Source organism: Micromonospora sp. CA-111912, from assembly GCF_050948415.1.
In the GTDB taxonomy this organism is placed as follows: Bacteria; Actinomycetota; Actinomycetes; order Mycobacteriales; family Micromonosporaceae; genus Micromonospora.
Genome location: NZ_CP192007.1, coordinates 2,698,427 through 2,720,233 on the forward strand (window position 1 = coordinate 2,698,427; position 21,807 = coordinate 2,720,233).

The following is a 21,807-nucleotide window of genomic DNA, read 5'->3' on the forward strand; positions in this document are numbered from 1 at the left end:
GGTGCGCCTCGTCTTCGCCGGCACCCCGGCCGTCGCCGTCCCCGCCCTGGCCGCCGTCGCGGCCTCCGACCACGAGCTGGTCGCCGTCGTCACCCGTCCCGACGCCCCCGCAGGTCGGGGCCGGGGTCTGGTCCGCTCGCCCGTCGGCACGTGGGCCGACGAGCACGGCGTCGAGGTGCTCACCCCGGCCCGCCCGCGCGAGCCGGAGTTCCTCGATCGGCTGCGCGAGCTGGCCCCCGACTGCGTCCCGGTGGTCGCTTACGGCGCGCTGGTGCCCCCGGCCGCGTTGGAGATCCCCCGGCACGGCTGGGTCAACCTGCACTTCTCGCTGCTGCCCGCGTGGCGCGGCGCGGCTCCGGTCCAGCACGCCGTGCTGCACGGCGACGAGCTGACCGGCGCGAGCGTCTTCGAGCTGGAGGAAGGGCTGGACACCGGCCCGGTCTACGGCACCCTCACCGACGAGATCCGCCCCACCGACACCTCCGGTGACCTGCTGGAGCGGCTCGCCCACTCCGGCGCCGGCCTGCTGGTGGCCGTCCTCGACGCGATCGCGGCCGGTACCGGCCGGGCCGAGCCGCAGCCGGCCGACGGGGTGTCGCTCGCGCCGAAGCTGACCGTCGAGGACGCCCGGGTGCGCTGGGGCGACCCCGCGTTCGCGGTGGACCGGCGGGTTCGCGCATGCACCCCGGCTCCCGGCCCGTGGACCACGTTCCGGGGCGAGCGGGTCAAGCTCGGCCCGGTCGTCCCGGTGCCGGACGGCCCCGAGCTGAAGCCGGGCGAGTTGTTGGTGGAGAAGTCCCGGGTGCTGGCCGGCACGGGCACCGTCCCGGTGGCCCTCGGTGAGGTACGGGCGGCGGGCAAGAAGGCCATGCCGGCGGGCGACTGGGCGCGCGGCGCCCGGGTCGCCGCAGGGGAGGAGCTCGCATGACCGGACCGACGGAACGGCCCACGCGCCGGTACGACGAGCAGCGCGACCCGCGCCCCGACCGGCGTCCCGAGCGGTCGTCGGGCGGCCCGCGGGGCGACCGGCCAGGCTACGGCGATCGGCCCGGCTACGGCGACCGGTCGGCCCGGGGCGGTCGGGGCGGCGAGGACCGGCAGGGCGGCCGGCGGCCGGTGCGGCCCGCCGTGGACCTGCCCCGGCACGTCGCGTACCAGGCCGTCGCGGCGGTGCACCGGGACGACGCGTACGCCAACCTGGTGCTGCCGGCGATGCTGCGCGAGGAGGGGCTGACCGGCCGGGACGCCGCCTTCGCCACCGAGCTGACCTACGGCTCGCTGCGGCACACCGGCACCCTCGACGCGATCCTCACCGACGCCGCCGGCCGGGACGTGTCCCGGATCGACCCGCCGGTGCGCGACGCGTTGCGGCTGGGCGCGTACCAGCTCCTGCACACCCGGGTACCGGCGCACGCGGCTGTCTCCTCGACGGTCGACCTGGTCCGCACGGTCGGCATCAGCGCCACCGGCTTCGCCAACGCGGTGCTGCGCGAGGTGTCCAGCCGGGACGCCGACGCCTGGGTGGCGAAGCTCGCCCCGGCGTTCGAGACCGACCCGATCGGGCACCTGGCCCTGGCCTACAGCCACCCGCAGTGGATCGTGCGGGCGTTCTCCGAGGCGCTCGGCGGCGACCTGGGCGAGACCACCCGCCTGCTGATCGAGAACAACGAGCGCCCGCCGGTGCACCTGTGCGCCCGGCCGGGCCGGGCCGATCCGGTCGAGCTGGCCGACGCCGCCGGGGGCGCCCCCGGGGCGTTCTCCCCGTACGCGGTGTACCTCGGCGGGGGTGCCCCCGGCGACCTGCCGGCGCTGGTCGAGGGCCGGGCACACGTCCAGGACGAGGGCTCCCAACTGGTTGCCACCGCCCTGGCGGTCGCCCCGCTGGACGGCTCGGACAGCCACTGGCTGGACCTGTGCGCCGGGCCCGGCGGGAAGTCCGCGCTGCTCGGGGCGCTCGCCGCCCAGCGCGGTGCCCGGCTGACCGCCGTCGAGGTCACCGAGCACCGGGCCCGGCTGGTCACCCAGGCCACCCGAGGGCTGCCGGTCGACGTGCTGCACACCGACGGGCGCACCGTCGGCGCCGACCCGGAGCTGCCGGAGGGACACTTCGACCGGGTGCTGGTCGACGCACCGTGCACCGGGCTGGGCGCGTTGCGCCGCCGGCCGGAGGCCCGCTGGCGCAAGCAGCCGTCGGACCTGCCACCGCTGACCCGGTTGCAGCGGGAGCTGTTGGTGGCGGCGCTGCGGGCGGTCCGCCCGGGCGGCCTGGTGGCCTACGTGACCTGCTCCCCGCACACGGTGGAGACGCACGTGACGGTGACCGAGGCGGCCCGGCGGGCGGGGGTGCCGGCGGACTTCGTCGACGCCCGACCGCTGCTGCCGGCCGGGATGCCGGGGTTGGGCGACGGGCCGTCGGTGCAGTTGTGGCCGCACCGGCACGGCACCGACGCCATGTTCCTCGCCGTGCTGCGCCGGGGCTGAGCGACACGTAGAAGGAGGGGGCGGCCGGACCGGCCGCCCCCTCCTTCTACGTCAGCTTCCCGCCGCCCCGGCGGTTCGGGTCACCGGACCGGCAGGACCTTGGCCCCGGCGCCCTTCGCCGAGCGGGTGAGGTTGCGGTCGACCCAGAGGAAGCACTGCACCCCCCGGTTGCCGTCCTTCCACTCTTCCTCGCTGGGGTGGTAGAAGATCGTCCCCGCCCGGTACTGCAGGTCGCTGTTGTCGGGGACCTTGGCGTACGAGGCGAGCAGGGACCGGCACCCCCGGTGGATGCGCAGCCGATTCTTGTCGAGCTGGTTGTAGGCGATGTCCGGTGCCCGGTAGACCCCGACGAACTCGACCCGGTGCTTGCTGGTGCACGGGGTGGGGGCCATCGACTTGACGTCGTTCTTGACGATCTTCGGGTTGAAACAGCCGTGGACCAGGGTGGAGCTCCCGGTCAGCGCGCCCTTGAGGCTGCCGCTGCGGGACACGGCGCTGGAGTCGTCGACGCTCTCCACCTCGTTGAGGTCGCAGCGGAACCACCGCGCCCCGCCCGCCCACGCCTGCCGGGACGGGAAGACCGTGGACAGGAACAGCCGGCCCGCGCGCCAGTCGGCGCCGACGGCCTTGTTGACCTCCCGGTCGCACTCGGCGCGGATGGCCTTCATTCCGGTCGACCCGGCGGTCGGGGGAGTGCTCAGCTCGGCGACCGGGCCGGTCAGCGTGCCGACGTGGAAGGTCTCCACCCGGTGGGTCGTGCCGCAGTCCACCGGGTTGTAGCCGCTGAGGTAGCCGACGTCGGAGAACGTGGTGTGGCAGGTCCCGGCGGCCGGTACGAACTGCGTCGGCGCGGCCATCGCCCGCCAGTCGTCGGCGAGGTCACCGTCCACCCCGGCCGGTGTGCCGCAGCCGGCCAACGCCACCGCCGCGCCCGCTCCCACGGCGACCGCCGTCCACCATCGCCGCATCCGCCCGACCTCCCCGTCGCCGGTGGTCGCGGATCACCGGCCTCCGTCGCCGATCGCGCCACGGTGCGGGAGCATACGGCACCGGCGCTCGTCCCGTGTGGACTCTCGCGGCGTTCCGGTCGATCGGTCGGCGGGGCTGCCTGGCCGTCCGGGATCTTCCGCCCGGTCCGGGCGAATACGCACCAGCCGTCACGACCGGGTCGCAGAGTGTCCCGCAGGGTGCCGCGCTGCGGGCGACGGACGACCGCATTCGTACACTGGCCCGGTGACCGTACCGCCGCTGATTGTCGCGCCCAGCATCCTCGCCGCCGATTTCGCCCGTCTGGCCGAGGAGGTCCGCGCCGTCGAGGGTGCCGCGGACTGGCTGCACGTCGATGTCATGGACAACCACTTCGTGCCGAACCTGACCATCGGGCTGCCCGTGGTGCAGAGCCTGCGGGCGGCGACCGAGCTGCCGTTCGACGTACACCTGATGATCACCGACCCGCACCGCTGGGCTCCCGGGTACGCCGACGCGGGGGCGTACAACGTCACGTTCCACGCCGAGGCGTGCGACAACCCGGTGGCGCTGGCGAAGGACCTGCGGGCCGCCGGGGCAAAGGCAGGGCTGGCCATCGACCGGGACACCCCGATCGAGCCGTACCTGGAGCTGCTGCCCAGCTTCGACACGCTGCTGATCATGACGATCAAGGCCGGCTTCGGCGGGCAGCGGTTCGTCCCGGAGCTGCTGGACAAGGTGCGGGCCGCCCGGCGGCACGTCGACGCGGGCCACCTGGAGCTGCGCATCGAGGTCGACGGCGGGATCGCCGCGGACACCATCGAACAGGCCGCCGCCGCCGGGGCGGACGCCTTCGTCGCCGGCACCGCGGTCTACGGCGCCGACGACCCCGCCGAGGCGGTCCGCCGCCTGCGGGGCCTGGCGGAGCGCGCGGTCACCGGGGTCTGAAGTGGAGCCGGCCGAGGAACGACCCGACGTCATCCTCGTCGTCGACGACGACGCCGACATCGCCCGGTTCGTCGAGTTCAACCTACGGCTGCACGGCTTCGAGGTGATCCACGCCGGCGACGGCCAGGAGGCGCTCGAGGTGATCGAGCGGCAGCGGCCGGACCTGGCGGTGGTCGACCTGATGATGCCGCGCATCGACGGGCTGGAGCTGACCCGGCGGCTGCGCGCCGACCCGATGACCTCCGCCCTTCCGGTGATCATGCTGACCGCCAAGGGGATGACCGTGGACAAGGTCCACGGGCTCAGTGCCGGCGCGGACGACTACCTGGTCAAGCCCTTCGACACCGCCGAACTGGTGGCCCGGGTCAGCTCCACCCTGCGGCGCAACAAGGAGTTCCGCGAGGTCTCCCCGCTGACCGGCCTGCCCGGCAACTCCCGGATCCGCCGGGAGATCACCGACCGGGTGCGCAGCGGCGTCGACTACGCGGTCGGCTACGTCGACATCGACCGGTTCAAGAGCGTCAACGACCGGTACGGCTTCGTCCGGGGCGACGAGTTCATCTCCGCGTTGGCCCGCAGCCTGCACCGGGCGGTCGTCGCGATCGGGCTGCCACCGGCCTTCCTCGGTCACGTCGGCGGCGACGACTTCGTCATCGTCTGCGCCCCCGAGCAGGTCCGGCCGCTGACCTCCCGGGCGGTCGTGGATTTCGAGACCGCCGCCGACCGGCTCTACGACCCGTCCGACGCCGAGCGCGGCTACGTCGAGCTGAAGGACCGCCGGGGCAACATCCGGCGCGCGGCGCTGGTCACCCTGTCGATCGGGGTGTCCGTGTCCGACGGCGGCAAGCGGCTCATCAATCCGTTGGAGGCGATCGCGGCCGCCTCCGAGATGAAGTCCGTGGCCAAGAGCCAGCCGGGTTCGTACGTGGCGGTCGACCGGCGACGCAGTCTTTCTTGAATATTGCCTACCTGTGTGAGGTAGCTCCCCGAGGGCAGACGCGTGGCGCGTGTCGTGCCACACTTCTGAGGTACCCACCACGCGCTGGCGGGACTCGGTGTAATTCCGAACCGGCGGTGATCCACGGTGCGACCGTGGTAAGCCCGCGACCCGGACGGCGACTGCCGCCCGGTGGACCTGGTGAGATTCCGGGGCCGACGGTTGGGGGCGGGCAAGCCCACCCCCAGAAAGTCCGGATGGGAGACAGCGCGCGGGACGGGGCGGGCCCTGCCGGCCGCTGACCTCAGCGCTGTCCGGGCTTCCCCGGGGTCGGCTTCGCCGTCCCCGGAATCCGCCGCCGCCTGCCCGTGCCCTCCCGACCCGCCCGCGCGCGGACCGGCGAGCGAGAGGGCAGGGGCGATGGACAGCGGCTCCGTGGACGAGGCGATGCGTCGGGCGATCGCGCTCGCGGCCCGTGGGCTCGGCACCGCCAGCCCCAACCCCGTGGTCGGCTGCGTGCTGCTCGATCCGGACGGCGAGGTCGTCGGGGAGGGATTCCACGCGTACGCGGGCGGACCGCACGCCGAGATCGTCGCGCTCGCCCAGGCCGGCCGGCGGGCCCGGGGCGGTACCGCCGTGGTCACCCTGGAGCCCTGCGACCACACCGGCCGCACCGGCCCGTGCAGCCGCGCCCTGATCGTCGCAGGCGTCGCCCGGGTGGTCGTCGCCGTGCCCGACCCCGACCCGGTGGCGGCCGGCGGCGCCGCCACCCTGCGCGCCGCCGGCGTACGGGTCGAGTTCGGGGTGCGCGTCGCCGAGGCCGAGGCCGGGAACGTCGCCTGGCTCACCTCCGTGCGCCGGAGCTGGCCGTACGTGGTGTGGAAGTTCGCCGCCACCCTCGACGGGCGCTCCGCCGCCGTCGACGGCACCAGCATGTGGATCACCTCGGAGGAGGCCCGAGCCGACGTGCACGCGCTGCGCGGCACGGTCGACGCGGTGATCGCCGGGGTGGGCACCGTCCTGGCCGACGACCCCCGGCTCACCGTGCGCAACCTGCGCGACGGCACCCTGGCCATCCGGCAGCCGCTGCGGGTGGTGGTGGACAGCCTCGGGCGTACCCCCGCCGGGGCCCGGGTCCGCGACGGCGCCGCCGAGACGTGGATCGCCACCGCCGGGCAGGTCGGCGCCGGCCCGGACGGCCGGGTCGACCTGCCGGCGCTGCTGGCGGAGCTGCACCGCCGAGGGGTGCGGGCCGCGCTGTTGGAGGGCGGCCCCAGCCTGGCCGGCGCGTTCCTCTCCGCCGGCCTGGTCGACCGGGTCGTCGGGTACGTCGCGCCGAGGCTGCTCGGCGCCGGGCCGCCCGCGCTGGCCGACGCCGGGGTGACGACCATCGCCGACGCCATCGACCTGGAGATCACCGACGTTACGCAGATCGGTCCCGACCTGCGGATCACCGCGCTGCCCCGGAAGAGGGAGGGCTGACATGTTCACCGGCATCGTCGAGGAGCTGGGCGAGGTCGTCGCAGTGACCGAGACCGGGGGTGACTCGGCGCTGGTCGCCGTTCGCGGCCCGCTGGTCACCGCCGACGCGAGGCACGGCGACTCCATCGCGGTCAACGGAGTCTGTCTCACCGTGGTCGACGTCGGCGCCGGCGCCTTCACCGCCGACGTGATGGGGGAGACGCTGCGCCGCTCCGCCCTCGGTGGGCTGGGGCCCGGCGCGCCGGTCAACCTGGAACGCGCCGCCGCGCTGAACAGCCGGCTCGGCGGGCACATCGTGCAGGGCCACGTCGACGGGGTAGGCGAGGTCTTGTCCCGGGAGCCGGCAGAACAGTGGGAGACGGTCCGCTTCCGACTCCCCGCCGCCCTCGCCCGGTACGTGGTCGAGAAGGGCTCGATCACCGTCGACGGGGTGTCGCTGACGGTGGCCGACGTCGGGCCGGACTGGTTCGCCGTAGGGCTGATCCCCACCACCCTCAAGCTGACCACCCTCGGCGCCCGCGCCGTCGGCGACCCGGTCAACCTGGAGGTGGACGTGCTGGCCAAGTACGTCGAGCGGCTGCTCGGCGACCGGGCCGCCGGCGGGGGCCAGCGGTGACGGAGCCGCTCGGCTGGCTGCTCGACGCCCAGCTGCACGTCGCCGGCTCGCCGGTGCTGGTGCGGGAGATCGTCGGCAACGTCTTCGGCCTGGCCTCGGCGCTGCTCGGCCTGCGCCGCGTGGTCTGGGCCTGGCCGGTCGGAATGGTCGGCAACGCGCTGCTGCTGACCGTGTTCCTCGGTGGGGTGTTCGTCACCCCGCAGGCGCACGACCTCTACGGCCAGGCCGGCCGGCAGGTGTTCTTCTTCGCCGTCAGCCTCTACGGCTGGTGGCGCTGGTCGCGCAACCGCCGCCTCGGGGCCGACGGCGACCACGCCGCGGTCGTGCCGCGTTGGGCCACCGGCCGGGAGCGGCTCGGTCTGCTGGTGGCCGCCGCCGTAGGCACCGCCGTCGCGTACCCGGTGCTGGCCGCGCTCGGCTCCTGGGGGCCGCTGCCCGACGCCTGGATCCTCACCGGCAGCCTGCTGGCCACCTACGGCATGGCCCGTGGCTGGGTGGAGTTCTGGCTGATCTGGATCGTGGTGGACGCCGTCGGCGTGCCGCTGCTGCTGCGCGGCGGGTTCTACCCGTCCGCCGTCATGTACCTCGTCTACGGCGCCTTCTGCGCCTGGGGCTTCGCCGCCTGGTGGCGTGCCTCACGCGCCGTCCGCCCGACCCGCGTCCCGCTCCCGTCCAGCTACTCGGAGGCCGTCGCATGAGCACTTTCGCCAGCATCGAGCAGGCGGTGGCGGACATCGCCGCCGGCCGGCCCGTCGTCGTGGTCGACGACGCGGACCGGGAGAACGAGGGCGACCTGATCTTCGCGGCCGAGCTGGCCACCCCGGAACTGGTCGCGTTCATGGTCCGCTACACCTCGGGCTACATCTGCGTGCCGCTGACCGAGGGCGAGTGCGACCGGCTGGACCTGCCACCGATGCACCACACCAACCAGGACCGGCGGGGCACCGCGTACACCGTGACCGTGGACGCCCGGGAGGGGGTCAGCACGGGCATCTCGGCGGCCGACCGGGCGCACACCATCCGGCTGCTCGCCGCCGCGTCCACCGACCCGACCGACCTGGCCCGGCCCGGGCACGTGGTGCCGCTGCGGGCCCGCGAGGGCGGGGTGCTGCGCCGGGCCGGGCACACCGAGGCGGCGATCGACCTGACCCGGCTGGCCGGGCTGCGTCCCGCCGGCGTGCTCTGCGAGCTGGTCAACGACGACGGCACCATGATGCGGTTGCCCAACCTGGAGAAGTTCTGCGCCGAGCACGGCCTGACCCTGGTGACCATCGCCGACCTGGTGGCCCACCGGCGGCACACCGAGAAGCAGGTGGAGCAGGTGGCGGTGGCCCGGATGCCCACCCCGTACGGGGTGTTCCGGGCGCTGGGTTACCGCGCCGAGCACGACCCGGCCGAGCACGTCGCCCTCGTCTTCGGTGAGCTCGGCGACGGGGAGGACGTGCTGGTCCGGGTGCACTCGGAGTGCCTCACCGGCGACGTGTTCGGCTCGCTGCGCTGCGACTGCGGCCCGCAGTTGCAGGCCGCGCTGGCCCGGGTCGCCCGGGAGGGCCGCGGGGTGGTGCTCTACGTGCGCGGGCACGAGGGGCGGGGGATCGGGCTGCTGCACAAGCTCCAGGCGTACCAGTTGCAGGACCTGGGCCGGGACACCGTGGACGCGAACCTCGACCTGGGGCTGCCGGCGGACGCCCGGGACTACGGCACGGGCGCGCAGATCCTCTACGACCTGGGCGTGCGCTCGATGCGGCTGCTGACCAACAACCCGGCCAAGCGGGCCGGGCTGGAGGGGTACGGCCTGACCGTCACCGGCCGGGAGGGAATGCCGGTGCAGCCGCAACCGGAGAACGTCCGCTACCTGCGCACGAAGCGCGACCGGATGGGCCACCTGTTGGACGAGTTGGACGAGGTGACCGAGGCCCCGATGGGCCGCCCGGTCACCGACGACGAGATCGGAGCGTAGCGATGGCGGGATTCGGTGAGCCCGGGGTGACGGCGGTGGACGCCGCCGGGATGACGGTCGGGATCGTCGCCGCGCGCTGGCACGGTGAGCTGACCGACCACATGGCCGACCGGGCGGTGGCCGCCGCCGAGGCGTGCGGCGCGCGCGCCGTGGTGGCCCGGGTCGCCGGCTCGGTGGAGCTGCCGGTGGTCGCCCAGGCGATGGCCCGCCGCTTCGACGTGGTGGTCGCCCTCGGCGTGGTGGTGCGCGGCGCCACCGCCCACTTCGACTATGTCTGCCGCTCGGTCACCGACGGGCTGACCCGGGTCGCCCTCGACGAGGGCAAGCCGGTCGCGCACGGGGTTCTCACGGTGGACAGCCTCGAGCAGGCCCGGGACCGGGCCGGGCTGCCCGGCTCGGCGGAGGACAAGGGCTGGTCGGCAACGGTGGCGGCGCTGGACGCGGCGCTGGCCGTGCGCGGGCTGGACGCCGCCGCCGGGCACCGGGTCGGCTTCGGCCGCTGACGCCCGTCCGTCAGAGCCTGCCGGCCTCGATGATCCGGCGCAGGAACTGCCGGGTCCGGGGCTCGGTCGGCTCGCCGAGCACCCGCTCCGGCGGCCCGGACTCGACGACGCGACCGCCGTCGAGGAAGCAGACCTGGTCGGCGACCTCCCGGGCGAAGCCCATCTCGTGGGTGGCCAGCACCATCGTCATCCCGTCGGCCTTCAGCTCGCGGATCAGGGCCAGCACCTCGCCGACCAGCTCCGGGTCCAGCGCCGAGGTGACCTCGTCGAGCAGCATCAGCCGGGGCGAGTTGGCCAGCGCCCGGACGATCGCCACCCGCTGCTGCTGCCCGCCGGAGAGCCGGTCGGGGTAGGCGTCCGCCTTCGCCCCCAACCCGACCCGGTCGAGCAGCTCCCGGGCCTGGGCCTCGGCCTCGGCGCGGGCCCGCCGGTGCACCCGGACCGGGGCGAGGGTGATGTTGTCCAGCACGCTCAGGTGCGGGAACAGGTTGTACGACTGGAAGACCATCCCGATCCGCCGGCGCACCCGGTCGGGGTCGGCGCGGGGGTCGGAGATGTCCTCCCCGTCCAGCTCGATGGTGCCGTCGTCCAGCTCCTCCAGCAGGTTGACGCAGCGCAGCAGGGTCGACTTGCCCGACCCCGACGCCCCGATCAGCGCCACCACCCGGTGTTCGTCGACGGTCAGGTCGAGCCCGTCGAGCACGACGTGCCCGCCGAAGGACTTGCGCAGGCCCCGACAGGTCAGCACGGGCATGTCAGCCTCCCGCCTGGCGTCGGGCCGCGCGCAGCGTCACCCAGTCGGTGACGGCGATCAGCGGGATCGCCAGCAGCACGAACAGCGCCCCGGCCACGATGTAGGGGGTGTAGTTGAACGTCTCGGCGGTGGCGATCTGCGCGGCGCGGACCGCGTCGATCGGGCCGGCGAGGGAGACCAGCCCGACGTCCTTCTGCATCGCCACCACGTCGTTGAGCAGCGGCGGGGCCACCCGCCGGACGGCCTGCGGCAGAACCACGTGTCGCATGGTCTGCCGGTAGGTCAGCCCGAGCGAGCGGGCCGCGGCGAGCTGGCTGGGATGGACCGACTCGATGCCGGCCCGGAACACCTCGGCCAGGTACCCGCCGTAGGTGAGCACCAGCGCCAGCCCGCCGAGCACCAGCACCGGCGGCATCCCCCGCAGCCGCAGGCCGGGCATGCCGAGGGTGAGCACGTACAGCACGATGATCAGCGGCAGGCCCCGGAAGGTGTACGTGTACCCGGCCGCGAGCGCCCGGACCGGGAAGAAGACCGGGCCGCGCAGCGTGCGCAGGAGCGCGACCAGCAGCCCGAGCAGCAGCGCGCCGGCCGCGCAGCAGACCAGCAGCCGGATGTTGAGCCACAGGCCGGTGAGCACCGCCGGCAGCGCGTCCCGGGCGATCGTCGGGTCCGCGAAGGACTCCCGGACCCGGTCCCAGCCGGGCGCGCCGGTCACGGCGACGACCAGCAGCGTGCCGAGCGCCGCCGTGGACGCGGCGGCGACCAGCACGCTGGTGACGGTCTGCCGGCGGCGGTACGCGGCCCGCCGCCGCTGCGCCTGCGAGGGGAGGTGGGGTGCCAGGGTCACGTGAGCTCTGCCGCCCCCGCCGCCTGGGCCAGCCACTTCTGCTCCAACCGCCTGAGCGTGCCGTCGGCGGTGAGCTGGCCGACCGCCCCGCTGACGCAGGGGGTGAGGGGGGAGTTGCGGTCCAGCAGCAGCCCGAACGCCTCGGGGGTGCCGACCTGGGGAAGCTGCCCGACGATCTTCGTGTCGGTGAGTTCCGCTCCGGTGATGTAGAAGGCTGTCGGCAGGTCCACCACGAGGCCGTCGATCTGCCCGTTCTGCAGTGCCTTCTTGGCGTCGTCGTTGCTGTTGTAGACCTGCGGCTCGACCGTCGGCCTGATGACCTGGGTGATCGCCTGGTAGCTGGTGGTGCCGACCTGGGCGCCGAGCTTCGCGCCGCGCAGGTCGGCCAGCGTCTTCGTCCCGGCGATCTTCGCGGACTTCCGGCCGATCACGGCCTGCCGGACCAGGTGGTACGGGCCGGAGAAGTCGACCGCCTTCTTGCGCTCCTCGGTGATGGAGAACTGATTGATGTCGAAGTCGAACTCCTTCGGGCCGGGGGCGATGGCGGTGTCGAACTTCACCCGGGTCCAGGTGACGTCGGCCTTGGCGTACCCGAGCTTCTCCGCCACGGCGTACGCCACGGCGGCCTCGAAGCCCTCGCCGTTGTCCGGCTTGTTGCCGGTGAACCAGGGCTCGTACGCCGGCTCGTCGGTGGCCACGGTGAGCTTGCCCGGCGTACGGGTCGGCAGGTTGTCCCTGGTGCAGGCCGGTCCCGCGGTGGCGGCGGGGGTGGCGGTGGCGGTGGGGGCGTCGTCCTGGGGCGCGCAGGCGGCGACCGCGACGAGGACGGTGCCGGCGGCGGTGAGCGCGAGGGCGCGGGGGCTGCTGGGCATGGCGGACAGCGTAGAGCCATAGACGGGCGTCGTGCAGGGTTGTCCCACCGTTCCGGTAGGGAATTTCGGCCGGTCGGTCCGCTTCCGCCGTGCCGCCGCAGCACCGGCGGGGACCCGCTGCGCGCCCCGGCGTGCCGGTGCTGGAAGAATCGCACCCCGTGAAGACGTTCGAGGAGTTGTTCGCCGAGCTGCAGGCCAAGGCCGCCGCCGGCACCCCCGGCTCGGGCACGGTGGCCGCGCTGGAGAAGGGGGTGCACTTCATCGGCAAGAAGGTCGTCGAGGAGGCGGCCGAGTCGTGGATGGCCGCCGAGCACGAGGGCCCGGAGCGGGCGGCCGAGGAGATCTCCCAGCTGCTCTACCAGGCGCAGGTGCTGATGCTCGCCACCGGTCTCGAACTCAAGGACGTCTACCGACATCTGTGAGTGCCCCGTCCGCTGATCTTCTCCACCGATCGAGGGAGCACTCCGCCATGCTGCGTGTCGCCATTCCGAACAAGGGCACCCTGGCCGAGCCGGCCTCGGGGATGCTGCGCGAGGCCGGTTACCGGCAGCGCCGCGACCCCAAGGACCTGGTCTGCCGGGACGAGGCCAACGACGTCGAGTTCTTCTACCTGCGTCCCCGCGACATCGCCACCTACGTCGGCTCCGGCGACCTGGACCTCGGCATCACCGGCCGGGACCTGCTGGTCGACTCCGGCGCCCCGGCCGAGGAGGTGGTGGACCTCGCCTTCGGCGGGGCCACCTTCCGGTTCGCCGCCCGCCCCGACACCATCGCCTCGCCGAAGGAGCTGGGCGGGCACCGGATCGCCACCGCGTACCCGGGAGTGGTTCGCCGCTACCTCGACGACCACGGGCTGACCGCCGACGTGATCCGGCTCGACGGCGCGGTGGAGAACGCCGTCCGCCTCGGCGTGGCCGACGTGGTGGCCGACGTGGTCTCCACCGGGGCGACCCTGCGTCAGGCCGGCCTGGCGATCGTCGGCGACCCGCTGCTGGTCTCCTCGGCGGTGCTGGTCCGCCGCGCCGAGGCCCCCGAGCACGCCCAGGAGGCACAACTCCTGCGCCGGCTGCACGGGGTGCTGGTGGCCCGCCGCTACGTGATGCTCGCGTACGACGTGCCGGCCGGGCTGCTCGAGCGGGCCAGCTCGCTCACCCCCGGCATCGAGTCGCCCACCGTCTCGCCGCTGCACCGCGAGGGCTGGGTCGCGGTGCAGGCGATGGTGCGGAGCGATGACGTGCACCGGATCATGGACGAGCTGTACGAGCTGGGTGCCCGCGCCATCCTGGTCACCAACATTCACGCCTGCCGGCTGTGAGGCCGCTGCCCCCGGCGGTCGCCCTCGCCCTGGTGGTGCTCGGCGGGGCGGCCTCCGCGGCGCAGGGGGCGGGCAACGCCACGCTGGGGGCGCGGGCCGGCGATCCGGTGCTCGGCGCGCTGGTCAACAACCTCGGCGGGGGCCTGGTGGTCCTCGTGGGCCTGCTCGGCCTGCGGTCCACCCGGGCCGGGCTCGACGCGCTGCGGCGGGCCCGGCTGCCGTGGTGGACGTACCTCGGCGGGGTGGGCGGGGCGGTGATCGTGATGGTCGCCACGTATGTCGTCCCGGTGCTCGGGATCGCGGTCTTCACCATCGCCCAGGTGGCCGGGGGCAGCCTCGGCGGGCTCGCGGCGGACCGGGCCGGGCTGGCCCCGCTCGGGCGGCTGCGGCTGACCGGCCCCCGGGTCGCCGGGGCGCTGCTCGGCGTCCTCGCCGTCGCCCTGGCCCAGCTCGGCCGGCCGGTCGGCGGCGTCGCCGTCGGCGGGGTCCTGCTCGCCGTCGTGGGCGGGGCGGCCGTCGCCCTCCAGGCCGCGCTCAACGGCCGGGTCGCCGCCGCCGGCACCACCACGGCCGGCATCTCGATCAACTTCGCCGTGGGCACCGCGGTCATCGTGGTGGTGGCCGCGCTCGCCGGGGTCTTCACCGGCCCCGAGCCGACCTGGCCGGGCGACTGGTACCTGTATCTCGGCGGCCTGCTCGGCATCGGCATCGTGCTTGTCCTGATGATCGGGGTCCGGGCGGTCGGGGTGCTGCGCACCGGGCTGGCCCTGGTCGCCGGCCAGCTCGGCGGCGCACTGCTGCTGGACGTCGCGCTGCCCGGCGGGGCGGGACTCCGGTGGCCGGTGCTGGTCGGTGCACTGCTCACCCTGCTGGCGGTGGTGGTCGCCGGCCGTGGCACCCGCCCACCGACTCCGGCCGGTCCGGTTGTCCCCCAGGTCCGGGCAGGTGGTCGCGTGTGGCGGTGGGTGGGCCGGCGGGCCGGATGGCAGACTGGTGGGGTGAGCGATACCGAACCGGTTACCCTGCGGCCCCGCCGGATCCGGCTGGTGTGCTGGGTGTCGGCCGCCGTCCTGCTGGTGGTGTTCAGTCTGGTGGCCACCTCGCTGACCGGCGCGACCGGCAATGGCTACGGCAGCTTCCAGCGGGGGGACCAGCTCGCCATGATCGGCCTGGGCGTCTTCGCCGCGCTCGGCATTCTGCTGTTCACCCGCCCCCGGGTGGAGGCGGACGCGCGCGGCGTGCGGGTGCGCAACGTCATCGGCTCGTACGAGCTGCCCTGGGAGGTCGTCCGGGGGGTGCGCTTCGACCGTGGCGCGCCGTGGGCGAGCCTGGAGCTGCACGACGACGACCTGCTGCCCATGGTGGCCCTCCAGGCAGCCGACAAGGAGCTGGCGGTCGAGGGGGTCCGCGCCCTGCGCCGGTTGCACCAGGCCCACCTCGCGGCCCTCGCCGCCCGCTGAGCCGTCCAGGTCAGGCCCCGGGCCGCGGGGACGACCGACCCGAGGGCTGAGCTGCGCGCCCGGTTTGGGATCGGATCGGGTGGGGGTGTAGTCTTGCTGAGTCGACCAGACTGCCCCCGTGTCCCACGTGCGGGTGGTCTTGAAGCGGAGCGCCTGCTCCCACCCGAGTCACCCCAGTCGGTGGCCGGGTCCGGTCACCGGTTCCGGGCACACCCCGGGCCCGGATGCGCGATCATGTGATCGTGCCGACCGGTCGAGCGGGCCCTGGCATACGCCGGGGCCTTCTGCTTTCCGGATCGGCCTCCACCACGGGGGCCGCGGAGTCGGCCACGCAGGAGACTCGACTCGAGGAGGCCCCATCAGCGTCGAACCACGCGTGAACGAGCAGATCCGGGCACGTGAGGTCCGCCTGGTCGGCCCCGAGGGTGAGCAGGTGGGCATCGTCCCGCTGGAGCGCGCCCTTCAGCTGGCCGCGGACGTCGATCTGGACCTGGTCGAGGTTGCGCCGATGGCGCGCCCGCCGGTGTGCAAGCTCATGGACTTCGGCAAGTTCAAGTACGAGAGCGCACTCAAGGCGCGCGAAGCGCGGCGTAACCAGCAGCAGACCGTCATCAAGGAGATGAAGCTCCGGCCGAAGATCGACCCGCACGACTACGAGACCAAGAAGGGTCACGTGGTGCGGTTCCTCAAGGCCGGCGACAAGGTCAAGGTGACGATCATGTTCCGCGGTCGCGAGCAGAGCCGCCCGGAGTTGGGCTACCGGCTCCTGCGCCGGCTCGAGTCCGAGATCACGGAGCTGGGATACGTCGAGGCCGCTCCGAAGCAGGACGGTCGAAACATGATCATGGTTCTCGCTCCGCACCGGGCCGTCAAGGCCTCCGCGGTCGCCGCGACGGCGTCCCGCGGTGCACCCCGGGACCGGGCCGCGGACGAGTCCGCCGCTATGGCGACCGGTGAGACCGTGGCAGTCGGCGAGACCGCACCAGCCGGTGAGACCGGCGCAGTCGCCGACAACAGCGGCGAGTAACAGGGGAGAAGACGTTTCAATGCCGAAGATGAAGAGCCACACGGGCATGGGCAAGCGGGTCAAGGTGACCGGCAGGGGCAAGCTCGTCACCGAGCAGGCCGGCAAGCGCCACCTCCTGGAGAAGAAGTCCTCCACCCGCACCCGCCGGCTGACCGGCACCGTCGAGGTGGCCAAGGCCGACGTCAAGCGCATCAAGAAGCTGCTCGGCCGCTGACGCGCGCCACCTGAACACGAATAAGGAGTTGAGATGGCACGCGTCAAGCGGGCTGTGAATGCCCAGAAGAAGCGTCGTACCCTGCTGGAGTCCGCGAGTGGCTACCGCGGTCAGCGCTCCCGGCTGTACCGCAAGGCCAAGGAGCAGGTGCTGCACTCGATGCAGTACGCCTACCGGGACCGTCGCGACCGCAAGGGCGACTTCCGGCAGCTGTGGATCACCCGGATCAACGCGGGTGCCCGCGCCAACGGGATGACCTACAACCGGCTGATCCAGGGCCTGCGCCTGGCCGGCGTCGAGGTCGACCGGAAGATCCTGGCCGACATGGCCGTCAACGACGCCACCGCGTTCGCGGCGATCGTCGAGATCGCCCGCGTCGCCGTGGCGGCCGAGGGCACCGGTGGCGCGGCGGCCCAGGCCGCCTGATCCGCCAGCACCCGGCCGAGGCGCCCCCCGTGTCGTCCACGACGCACGGCGGGCGCCTCGGCCGCGCTCCGGAGCCGGACACCATGCCCTTCACCCCACGTACCCCCAGGGTCGTCGCCGCCCGCCGGCTGCATCGGCGCCGCGACCGCGAAGCCGCCGGCCGGTTCCTCGCCGAGGGGCCGCAGGCCGTCCGGGAGGCCCTCGCCCGCCCCGGCACCGTCGTCGAACTGTTCGGCACCCCGGGAGCCCTCGACCGGTACGCCGACCTGGCCGCCCACGCCGACGTGCCGGTCTCCGAGCTCACCGACGACGCCCTCGCCGCGCTCGCCGAGACCGTCGCCCCGCAGGGCCTCGTCGCCGTCTGCCGGCACCTGGACGTGCCGCTGGACGACGCGCTCGCCGCCGGCCCCCGCCTCGTCGCGGTGCTCGCCGAGATCCGCGACCCGGGCAACGCCGGTACGGTGCTGCGCACCGCCGACGCCGCCGGGGCCGGTGCCGTGGTCTTCGCCGGCGACGCGGTCGACCCGTACAACGGCAAGTGCGTGCGGGCCTCGGCCGGCAGCCTCTTCCACGTCGACGTGGTCCGCGCGCCCGACCCCCTCGCCGTGGTCGCCGCGCTGCGCGCCGCCGGGCTCTCGATTCTCGCCACCACCGGGTACGGCGACAGCGACCTCGACGACCTCGCCGACGCCGGCCGGCTGGCCGCCCCGACCGCCTGGCTGTTCGGCTCGGAGGCGCACGGGCTGCCCGAGGAGTTGGCCGCCGCCGCCGACGCCCGGGTGCGGGTGCCGCTGCACGGGCGCGCCGAGAGCCTGAACCTGGCTGCGGCTGCCGCCGTGTGCCTGTACGCTTCAGCGAGAGCACTGCGCTGACGCCCGAGCGTGTCCGCATCCGATGTCGGGTGCCCGGCCGGCGGCGCGGTTCCAGCACAGGGGAGTCGTCCACATGATGAACGCGCCACGGCGTTCGTTTAGCCAGCCCGCCGGTGTCGGCGGGCGGCGGGCCTGACCCTTCCCCCTGCGCGACCTCCCACCGGCGGGCTGCGGCACAGCCGCGCGTCCGTAGACTCGCTTCGCCGCCCGTGCAGGGCCGGTGCCGCCGTGAGGGAGTGCCCGTAAGCCATGACCTATCGCAACGATCCGTACGACCCGAAGCAGGTCGCCCTGCTCGCCCCGGACGCCCTGGCCGGGGCCGTGGCCGACGCCGAGCAGGCGCTCGCCGCCGCCGCCGACCCGGACGCGCTGACCGCGCTGCGTCCCGCGCACCTCGGTGACCGGTCCCCGATCTCGCTGGCCCGCCGGGAGATCGGCGCGCTGCCGCCGGCCGCGAAGTCCGACGCCGGCAAGCGGGTCAACGAGGCCCGCCGGGCGATCGAGGCCGCCTACGCCGCCCGCGCCGAGGTCCTCGAACGCGAGCAGGCCGAGCGGGTGCTGGTCACCGAGCGGGTCGACGTCACGCTGCCCTACGACCGCCGGCCGCGCGGCGCCCGGCACCCGCTGAGCACGCTGATGGAGCAGATCAGCGACCTGTTCGTCGGGATGGGCTACGAGGTGGCCGAGGGGCCCGAGGTCGAGCTGGAGTGGACCAACTTCGACGCCCTCAACATCCCCGCCGACCACCCGGCGCGCGGTCTGATGGACACCTTCCACATCGCACCGCCGCCGGGCGCGGAGAGCTCCGGGCTGGTGCTGCGCACCCACACCTCACCGGTGCAGGCGCGCACCATGCTGACCCGTAAGCCGCCGATCTACGTGGTGGTGCCCGGCCGGGTGTACCGCACCGACGAGCTGGACGCCACCCACGCACCCGTGTTCCACCAGGTCGAGGGCCTGGTGGTGGACAAGGGAATCACCATGGCGCACCTGCGCGGCACCCTCGACCACTTCGCCCGGGCCATGTTCGGCGAGGGCGCGAAGACCCGTTGGCGGCCGCACTACTTCCCGTTCACCGAACCGTCCGCCGAGTTCGACGTGTGGTTCCCGGAGCACCGCGACGGGCCGCGCTGGGTCGAGTGGGGCGGCTGCGGCATGGTCAACCCCCGGGTGCTGCGCGCCTGCGGGATCGACCCGGAGGCCTACTCCGGATTCGCCTTCGGCATGGGCATCGACCGGACCGTGATGTTCCGCCACGGGGTCAGCGACATGCGGGACATGGCCGAGGGCGACGTGCGGTTCACCCGCGCGTTCGGGGCCGGGGCGTAGACGGTGCGGGCACGAGTAACGGAAACGGTGATCTGAGTCATGCGAGTCTCTGTCAGCTGGCTGCGGGAGTGCGTCGACCTCCCGACCGACCTACCCACCGAGGACCTGGAACAGGCGCTGGTCGACCTCGGCATCGAGGTCGAGTCGATCGTGGACCTGCGGGCCACGGTCACCGGCGCCCTGGTCGTCGGCGAGGTCCTGGAGATCGAGGAGCTCACCGGCTTCAAGAAGCCGATCCGGTTCTGCCGGGTCGACGTCGGCGCGGCCAACGGCACCGGTGAGCCGCAGGAGATCGTGTGCGGGGCGCGTAACTTCGCCCCCGGCGACCGGGTGGTGGTGATCCTCCCCGGCGGCGTGCTGCCCGGCGGGTTCGCCATCGGCGCGCGCAAGACGTACGGGCGCAACTCCCACGGCATGATCTGCTCCGCCAAGGAGCTGGGCCTGGGCGACGACCACTCGGGCATCATCGTGCTGCCCGAGGACGTCAAGGCGCTGCCCGGCGACGACGCCCGCCCGGTGGTCGGGCTCGACGACGTGGTCGTCGAGGTGGAGATCACCCCGGACCGGGGGTACGCCCTGAGCGTCCGCGGCATCGCCCGGGAGTTGGCGCACGCCCTCGGTGTGCCGTTCCGCGACCCGGGACTGGCGCCCGCCCCGGCCGGGACGGTCGATCCGGCGTACCCGGTCGAGGTGCGCGACACCGTCGGCTGCGACCGGTTCACCGCCCGGATGGTGCGCGGGATCGACCCGACCGCGTCGACCCCGGGCTGGATGCAACAGCGGCTCACCGTGGCCGGCGTGCGCAGCATCTCGCTGCCGGTCGACGTCACCAACTACGTGATGCTCGAACTGGGCCAGCCGATGCACGCCTTCGACGCCGACCGGATCTCCGGGCCGCTGGTGGTGCGCCGGGCCGGGGCGGGGGAGAAGCTGACCACCCTGGACGGGGTGGCCCGCACTCTGACCGCCGAGGACATGGTGATCTGCGACGACAGCGGGCCCATCTCGCTCGCCGCGGTGATGGGCGGCGAGACCAGCGAGGTCCTCGCCTCCACCACCGACGTGCTGTTCGAGGCCGCGCACTGGGACCCGGTGATGGTCGGGCGCACCGCCCGCCGGCACAAGCTGTTCAGCGAGGCGGCGAAGCGCTGGGAGCGGGGCGTCGACCCGGCCCTGGCGCTGGTCGCCGTCGAGCGGGCGGTACGGCTGCTCACCGAGCACGCCGGCGGCACCCCCGGGGCGGAGATTCTCGACCTGGACCACGTCCGGCCGCGTACCCCGGTGACCCTGCCGGCGGACCTGCCGAGCCGGCGGGTCGGGGTCGCCTACTCCCCGGAGCGGGTGGTGTCCCTGCTGGAGCAGGTCGGCTGCCGCGTCACCCGGGGCGTCGACCGGCTGGGCGAGGACCCGGGCGCCGCCGGGGTCCCGGCCGCCGGGGGCGCCGACGTGCTCACCGTCGTCCCGCCGACCTGGCGTCCGGACCTCACCGACCCCGCCGACCTGGTCGAGGAGGTGGTCCGCCTCGACGGGTACGACCGGGTGCCGTCGGTGCTGCCCACCGCGCCGCCCGGCCGGGGACTGACCTGGCAGCAGCGCCGCCGCCGGGCCGTGGCCCGCTCGCTCGCCGAGCGCGGGTACGTCGAGGTGCTCGCCCACCCGTTCGTCGCCGGTGAGCTGGCCGACCTGCTCGGACTGCCCGCCGACGACCCGCGCCGCCCGGCGGTGCGGGTGGCCAACCCGCTGTCGGAGGAGGAGCCGCTGCTGCGCACCATGCTGCTCGGCCCGCTGCTCGGCATCCTCAAGCGCAACCTCGGCCGGGGCCACCGCGACGTCGCCGTCTACGAGATCGGGGCGGTCTTCCACCCGCGCCCCGGCGTCGGCGCCCCGCCCGCGATGGGCGTGGACCGGCGGCCCACCGCCGCCGAGTTCGCCTCCGCCGACGCGGTCGTGCCCGACCAGCCCCGGCACGTCGCCGTGGCGCTGGCCGGTGACTTCGAGCCGGCCGGCTGGTGGGGCGCCGGTCGGCCGGCCGGCTGGGCGGACGCGGTCGAGGCCGCCCGGGCGGTGCTCGCCGCCGCCGACATCCCCGCCGACCGGGTGCAGGTGCGGGCCGCCGGGCACGCGCCCTGGCACCCGGGCCGCTGCGCCGAGTTGCTGGTCGACGGGACCGTCGTCGGCCACGCCGGTGAGCTGCACCCGGCCGTGGTGGCCGGGCTGGAGCTGCCCCGGCGTACCAGCGCCATGGAGCTGGACCTGGACGCGCTGCCGCCCGCCCCGGTCGCTCCGGCTCCGACGATCTCCGGCTTCCCGCCGGCGCTGATCGACGTGGCGCTGGTGGTGGACGAGCGGGTGCCCGCCGCCGAGGTGCAGCGGGCCCTCGTCGAGGGCGCCGGCGAGCTGCTGGAGGGCGTCCGGCTGTTCGACGTGTATGCCTCCGAGCAGCTCGGCGCGGGGCGCCGGTCGCTGGCGTACAAGCTGACCTTCCGCGCCCCCGACCGGACGCTGACGGTCGAGGAGGCGGTGGCGGCCCGCGACGCGGCCGTCGCCCGCGCGGCGGAGCGCTTCGGGGCCACCCTCCGGGGCGCCTGACCGGTCGGAGGACGGCCCCGTACCCGTGTGGTGCGGGGCCGTCGTCGTCCGGTCCGGTTCCGGATCGGATCCCGGTCACCGGCGGGCAGAGCACCGCGACGGAACACCCTGGTGAGTGCCCTGTCGCGCATCCGACAGGGGCCGGACAGCCGCCACGTCGGTAACCTGACCTTGCGGGGACGGCCGCAGCTGCCGGCAGGCGCCTTCGC

General features: G+C 74.3%; 22 protein-coding genes, 1 pseudogene and 1 riboswitch. Of the genes and pseudogenes, 19 read left to right on the forward strand and 4 right to left on the reverse strand.

The features are described 5' to 3' along the window. Nucleotide 1: 1 nt before the first annotated feature. The gene (gene fmt, locus ACQPZO_RS11330) at nt 2–928 is read left to right on the forward strand and encodes a methionyl-tRNA formyltransferase (RefSeq protein ID WP_433350937.1); all 927 of its coding nucleotides are present in this window, start codon (nt 2–4) and stop codon (nt 926–928) included. After that, nucleotides 925–2,481, forward strand: coding sequence for an RsmB/NOP family class I SAM-dependent RNA methyltransferase (locus ACQPZO_RS11335; RefSeq protein ID WP_433349512.1), 1,557 nt, complete (start codon nt 925–927; stop codon nt 2,479–2,481). The genes fmt and ACQPZO_RS11335 overlap by 4 nt, the downstream gene beginning before the upstream one ends. 80 nt (nt 2,482–2,561) lie before the next feature. On the opposite strand, the gene ACQPZO_RS11340 is transcribed toward ACQPZO_RS11335, so the two are convergent. Next, nucleotides 2,562–3,449: a septum formation family protein gene (locus tag ACQPZO_RS11340; RefSeq protein ID WP_433349514.1), complete on the reverse strand. Its 888-nt coding sequence runs from the start codon at nt 3,447–3,449 to the stop codon at nt 2,562–2,564. 265 nt (nt 3,450–3,714) lie between these two features. Between ACQPZO_RS11340 and rpe the strand changes: the two genes are divergently transcribed. The 7 genes from rpe to ribH all read left to right on the forward strand — a co-directional run bounded on the left by rpe (nt 3,715) and on the right by ribH (nt 9,893). Then, entirely contained in the window at nt 3,715–4,395 is a 681-nt protein-coding gene (rpe, locus tag ACQPZO_RS11345) for a ribulose-phosphate 3-epimerase (protein WP_396673838.1), read from the forward strand. 1 nt (nt 4,396) lies between these two features. Next, nucleotides 4,397–5,353, forward strand: coding sequence for a response regulator (locus tag ACQPZO_RS11350; protein ID WP_387019190.1), 957 nt, complete (start codon nt 4,397–4,399; stop codon nt 5,351–5,353). A gap of 79 nt (nt 5,354–5,432) precedes the next feature. Next, nucleotides 5,433–5,605: riboswitch (FMN riboswitch) on the forward strand. Nucleotides 5,606–5,752: 147 nt separating this feature from the next. Beyond that, nucleotides 5,753–6,814: a bifunctional diaminohydroxyphosphoribosylaminopyrimidine deaminase/5-amino-6-(5-phosphoribosylamino)uracil reductase RibD gene (gene ribD, locus ACQPZO_RS11355; protein WP_433349516.1), complete on the forward strand. Its 1,062-nt coding sequence runs from the start codon at nt 5,753–5,755 to the stop codon at nt 6,812–6,814. A 1-nt stretch (nt 6,815) separates the two neighbouring features. After that, on the forward strand, nt 6,816–7,430 hold the full coding sequence (locus ACQPZO_RS11360) for a riboflavin synthase (protein WP_433349518.1): 615 nt from the start codon (nt 6,816–6,818) through the stop codon (nt 7,428–7,430). Next, nucleotides 7,427–8,128, forward strand: a complete 702-nt coding sequence (gene pnuC, locus ACQPZO_RS11365) for a nicotinamide riboside transporter PnuC (RefSeq protein ID WP_433349520.1) — start codon at nt 7,427–7,429, stop codon at nt 8,126–8,128. The genes ACQPZO_RS11360 and pnuC overlap by 4 nt, the downstream gene beginning before the upstream one ends. Continuing rightward, complete coding sequence (locus ACQPZO_RS11370; RefSeq protein WP_433349522.1) at nt 8,125–9,390, forward strand: bifunctional 3,4-dihydroxy-2-butanone-4-phosphate synthase/GTP cyclohydrolase II; 1,266 nt, start codon at nt 8,125–8,127, stop codon at nt 9,388–9,390. Before pnuC ends, ACQPZO_RS11370 begins: the two co-directional genes overlap by 4 nt. A 2-nt stretch (nt 9,391–9,392) precedes the next feature. After that, nucleotides 9,393–9,893, forward strand: coding sequence for a 6,7-dimethyl-8-ribityllumazine synthase (gene ribH / locus ACQPZO_RS11375; protein ID WP_396673833.1), 501 nt, complete (start codon nt 9,393–9,395; stop codon nt 9,891–9,893). Between the two features lie 10 nt (nt 9,894–9,903). Here the strand turns inward: ribH and ACQPZO_RS11380 are convergent, their stop codons facing one another. From ACQPZO_RS11380 to ACQPZO_RS11390, 3 genes are read right to left on the reverse strand one after another with little or no spacing between them, the layout of a single operon-like run. Then, entirely contained in the window at nt 9,904–10,647 is a 744-nt protein-coding gene (locus tag ACQPZO_RS11380) for an amino acid ABC transporter ATP-binding protein (RefSeq protein WP_433349524.1), read from the reverse strand. Nucleotide 10,648: 1 nt separating this feature from the next. Further along, nucleotides 10,649–11,494, reverse strand: a complete 846-nt coding sequence (locus ACQPZO_RS11385) for an amino acid ABC transporter permease (protein WP_433349526.1) — start codon at nt 11,492–11,494, stop codon at nt 10,649–10,651. Further along, a complete protein-coding gene (locus tag ACQPZO_RS11390) occupies nt 11,491–12,366 on the reverse strand; it encodes an ABC transporter substrate-binding protein (RefSeq protein ID WP_433349528.1) in 876 nt (291 codons plus the stop codon). The genes ACQPZO_RS11385 and ACQPZO_RS11390 overlap by 4 nt, the downstream gene beginning before the upstream one ends. Nucleotides 12,367–12,524: 158 nt before the next feature. Between ACQPZO_RS11390 and ACQPZO_RS11395 the strand changes: the two genes are divergently transcribed. From ACQPZO_RS11395 to pheT, 10 genes and pseudogenes are all read left to right on the forward strand, one after another. Continuing rightward, complete coding sequence (locus tag ACQPZO_RS11395) at nt 12,525–12,788, forward strand: phosphoribosyl-ATP diphosphatase (RefSeq protein ID WP_036375234.1); 264 nt, start codon at nt 12,525–12,527, stop codon at nt 12,786–12,788. A gap of 47 nt (nt 12,789–12,835) precedes the next feature. Next, a complete protein-coding gene (hisG, locus tag ACQPZO_RS11400) occupies nt 12,836–13,681 on the forward strand; it encodes an ATP phosphoribosyltransferase (RefSeq protein WP_433349530.1) in 846 nt (281 codons plus the stop codon). Nucleotides 13,682–13,716: 35 nt separating this feature from the next. Next, nucleotides 13,717–14,502, forward strand: a pseudogene (locus ACQPZO_RS11405) (DMT family transporter); the annotation flags it as partial. A 177-nt stretch (nt 14,503–14,679) separates the two neighbouring features. Further along, nucleotides 14,680–15,141 carry a PH domain-containing protein gene (locus tag ACQPZO_RS11410; protein ID WP_433350939.1) on the forward strand — a complete coding sequence of 154 codons (462 nt, stop codon included), beginning with the start codon at nt 14,680–14,682 and terminating at the stop codon, nt 15,139–15,141. 376 nt (nt 15,142–15,517) lie between these two features. Next, nucleotides 15,518–16,168, forward strand: coding sequence for a translation initiation factor IF-3 (gene infC, locus ACQPZO_RS11415; RefSeq protein WP_433349532.1), 651 nt, complete (start codon nt 15,518–15,520; stop codon nt 16,166–16,168). Between the two features lie 19 nt (nt 16,169–16,187). After that, nucleotides 16,188–16,382 carry a 50S ribosomal protein L35 gene (gene rpmI, locus ACQPZO_RS11420; protein ID WP_433349534.1) on the forward strand — a complete coding sequence of 65 codons (195 nt, stop codon included), beginning with the start codon at nt 16,188–16,190 and terminating at the stop codon, nt 16,380–16,382. Between the two features lie 33 nt (nt 16,383–16,415). Continuing rightward, nucleotides 16,416–16,808, forward strand: coding sequence for a 50S ribosomal protein L20 (gene rplT, locus ACQPZO_RS11425; protein WP_350882525.1), 393 nt, complete (start codon nt 16,416–16,418; stop codon nt 16,806–16,808). Nucleotides 16,809–16,837: 29 nt separating this feature from the next. After that, nucleotides 16,838–17,680 carry a TrmH family RNA methyltransferase gene (locus ACQPZO_RS11430; RefSeq protein WP_433349536.1) on the forward strand — a complete coding sequence of 281 codons (843 nt, stop codon included), beginning with the start codon at nt 16,838–16,840 and terminating at the stop codon, nt 17,678–17,680. 249 nt (nt 17,681–17,929) lie between these two features. Beyond that, on the forward strand, nt 17,930–19,009 hold the full coding sequence (gene pheS / locus ACQPZO_RS11435) for a phenylalanine--tRNA ligase subunit alpha (RefSeq protein WP_433349538.1): 1,080 nt from the start codon (nt 17,930–17,932) through the stop codon (nt 19,007–19,009). Between the two features lie 39 nt (nt 19,010–19,048). Continuing rightward, on the forward strand, nt 19,049–21,598 hold the full coding sequence (pheT, locus tag ACQPZO_RS11440; protein ID WP_433349540.1) for a phenylalanine--tRNA ligase subunit beta: 2,550 nt from the start codon (nt 19,049–19,051) through the stop codon (nt 21,596–21,598). Nucleotides 21,599–21,807: the final 209 nt, after the last annotated feature.

What these genes read in the sequence shown, in the direction of transcription:
- rpmI (WP_433349534.1), top strand. Translation starts at nt 16,188, where the DNA reads ATGCCGAAGATGAAGAGCCACACGGGCATGGGCAAGCGGGTCAAGGTG.
- ACQPZO_RS11370 (WP_433349522.1), top strand. Translation starts at nt 8,125, where the DNA reads ATGAGCACTTTCGCCAGCATCGAGCAGGCGGTGGCGGACATCGCCGCC.
- pheS (WP_433349538.1), top strand. Translation starts at nt 17,930, where the DNA reads ATGACCTATCGCAACGATCCGTACGACCCGAAGCAGGTCGCCCTGCTC.
- ribH (WP_396673833.1), top strand. Translation starts at nt 9,393, where the DNA reads ATGGCGGGATTCGGTGAGCCCGGGGTGACGGCGGTGGACGCCGCCGGG.
- ribD (WP_433349516.1), top strand. Translation starts at nt 5,753, where the DNA reads ATGGACAGCGGCTCCGTGGACGAGGCGATGCGTCGGGCGATCGCGCTC.
- ACQPZO_RS11335 (WP_433349512.1), top strand. Translation starts at nt 925, where the DNA reads ATGACCGGACCGACGGAACGGCCCACGCGCCGGTACGACGAGCAGCGC.
- ACQPZO_RS11390 (WP_433349528.1), bottom strand. Translation starts at nt 12,366, where the DNA reads ATGCCCAGCAGCCCCCGCGCCCTCGCGCTCACCGCCGCCGGCACCGTC.
- rplT (WP_350882525.1), top strand. Translation starts at nt 16,416, where the DNA reads ATGGCACGCGTCAAGCGGGCTGTGAATGCCCAGAAGAAGCGTCGTACC.
- pheT (WP_433349540.1), top strand. Translation starts at nt 19,049, where the DNA reads ATGCGAGTCTCTGTCAGCTGGCTGCGGGAGTGCGTCGACCTCCCGACC.
- ACQPZO_RS11340 (WP_433349514.1), bottom strand. Translation starts at nt 3,449, where the DNA reads ATGCGGCGATGGTGGACGGCGGTCGCCGTGGGAGCGGGCGCGGCGGTG.
- hisG (WP_433349530.1), top strand. Translation starts at nt 12,836, where the DNA reads ATGCTGCGTGTCGCCATTCCGAACAAGGGCACCCTGGCCGAGCCGGCC.
- ACQPZO_RS11360 (WP_433349518.1), top strand. Translation starts at nt 6,816, where the DNA reads ATGTTCACCGGCATCGTCGAGGAGCTGGGCGAGGTCGTCGCAGTGACC.
- ACQPZO_RS11380 (WP_433349524.1), bottom strand. Translation starts at nt 10,647, where the DNA reads ATGCCCGTGCTGACCTGTCGGGGCCTGCGCAAGTCCTTCGGCGGGCAC.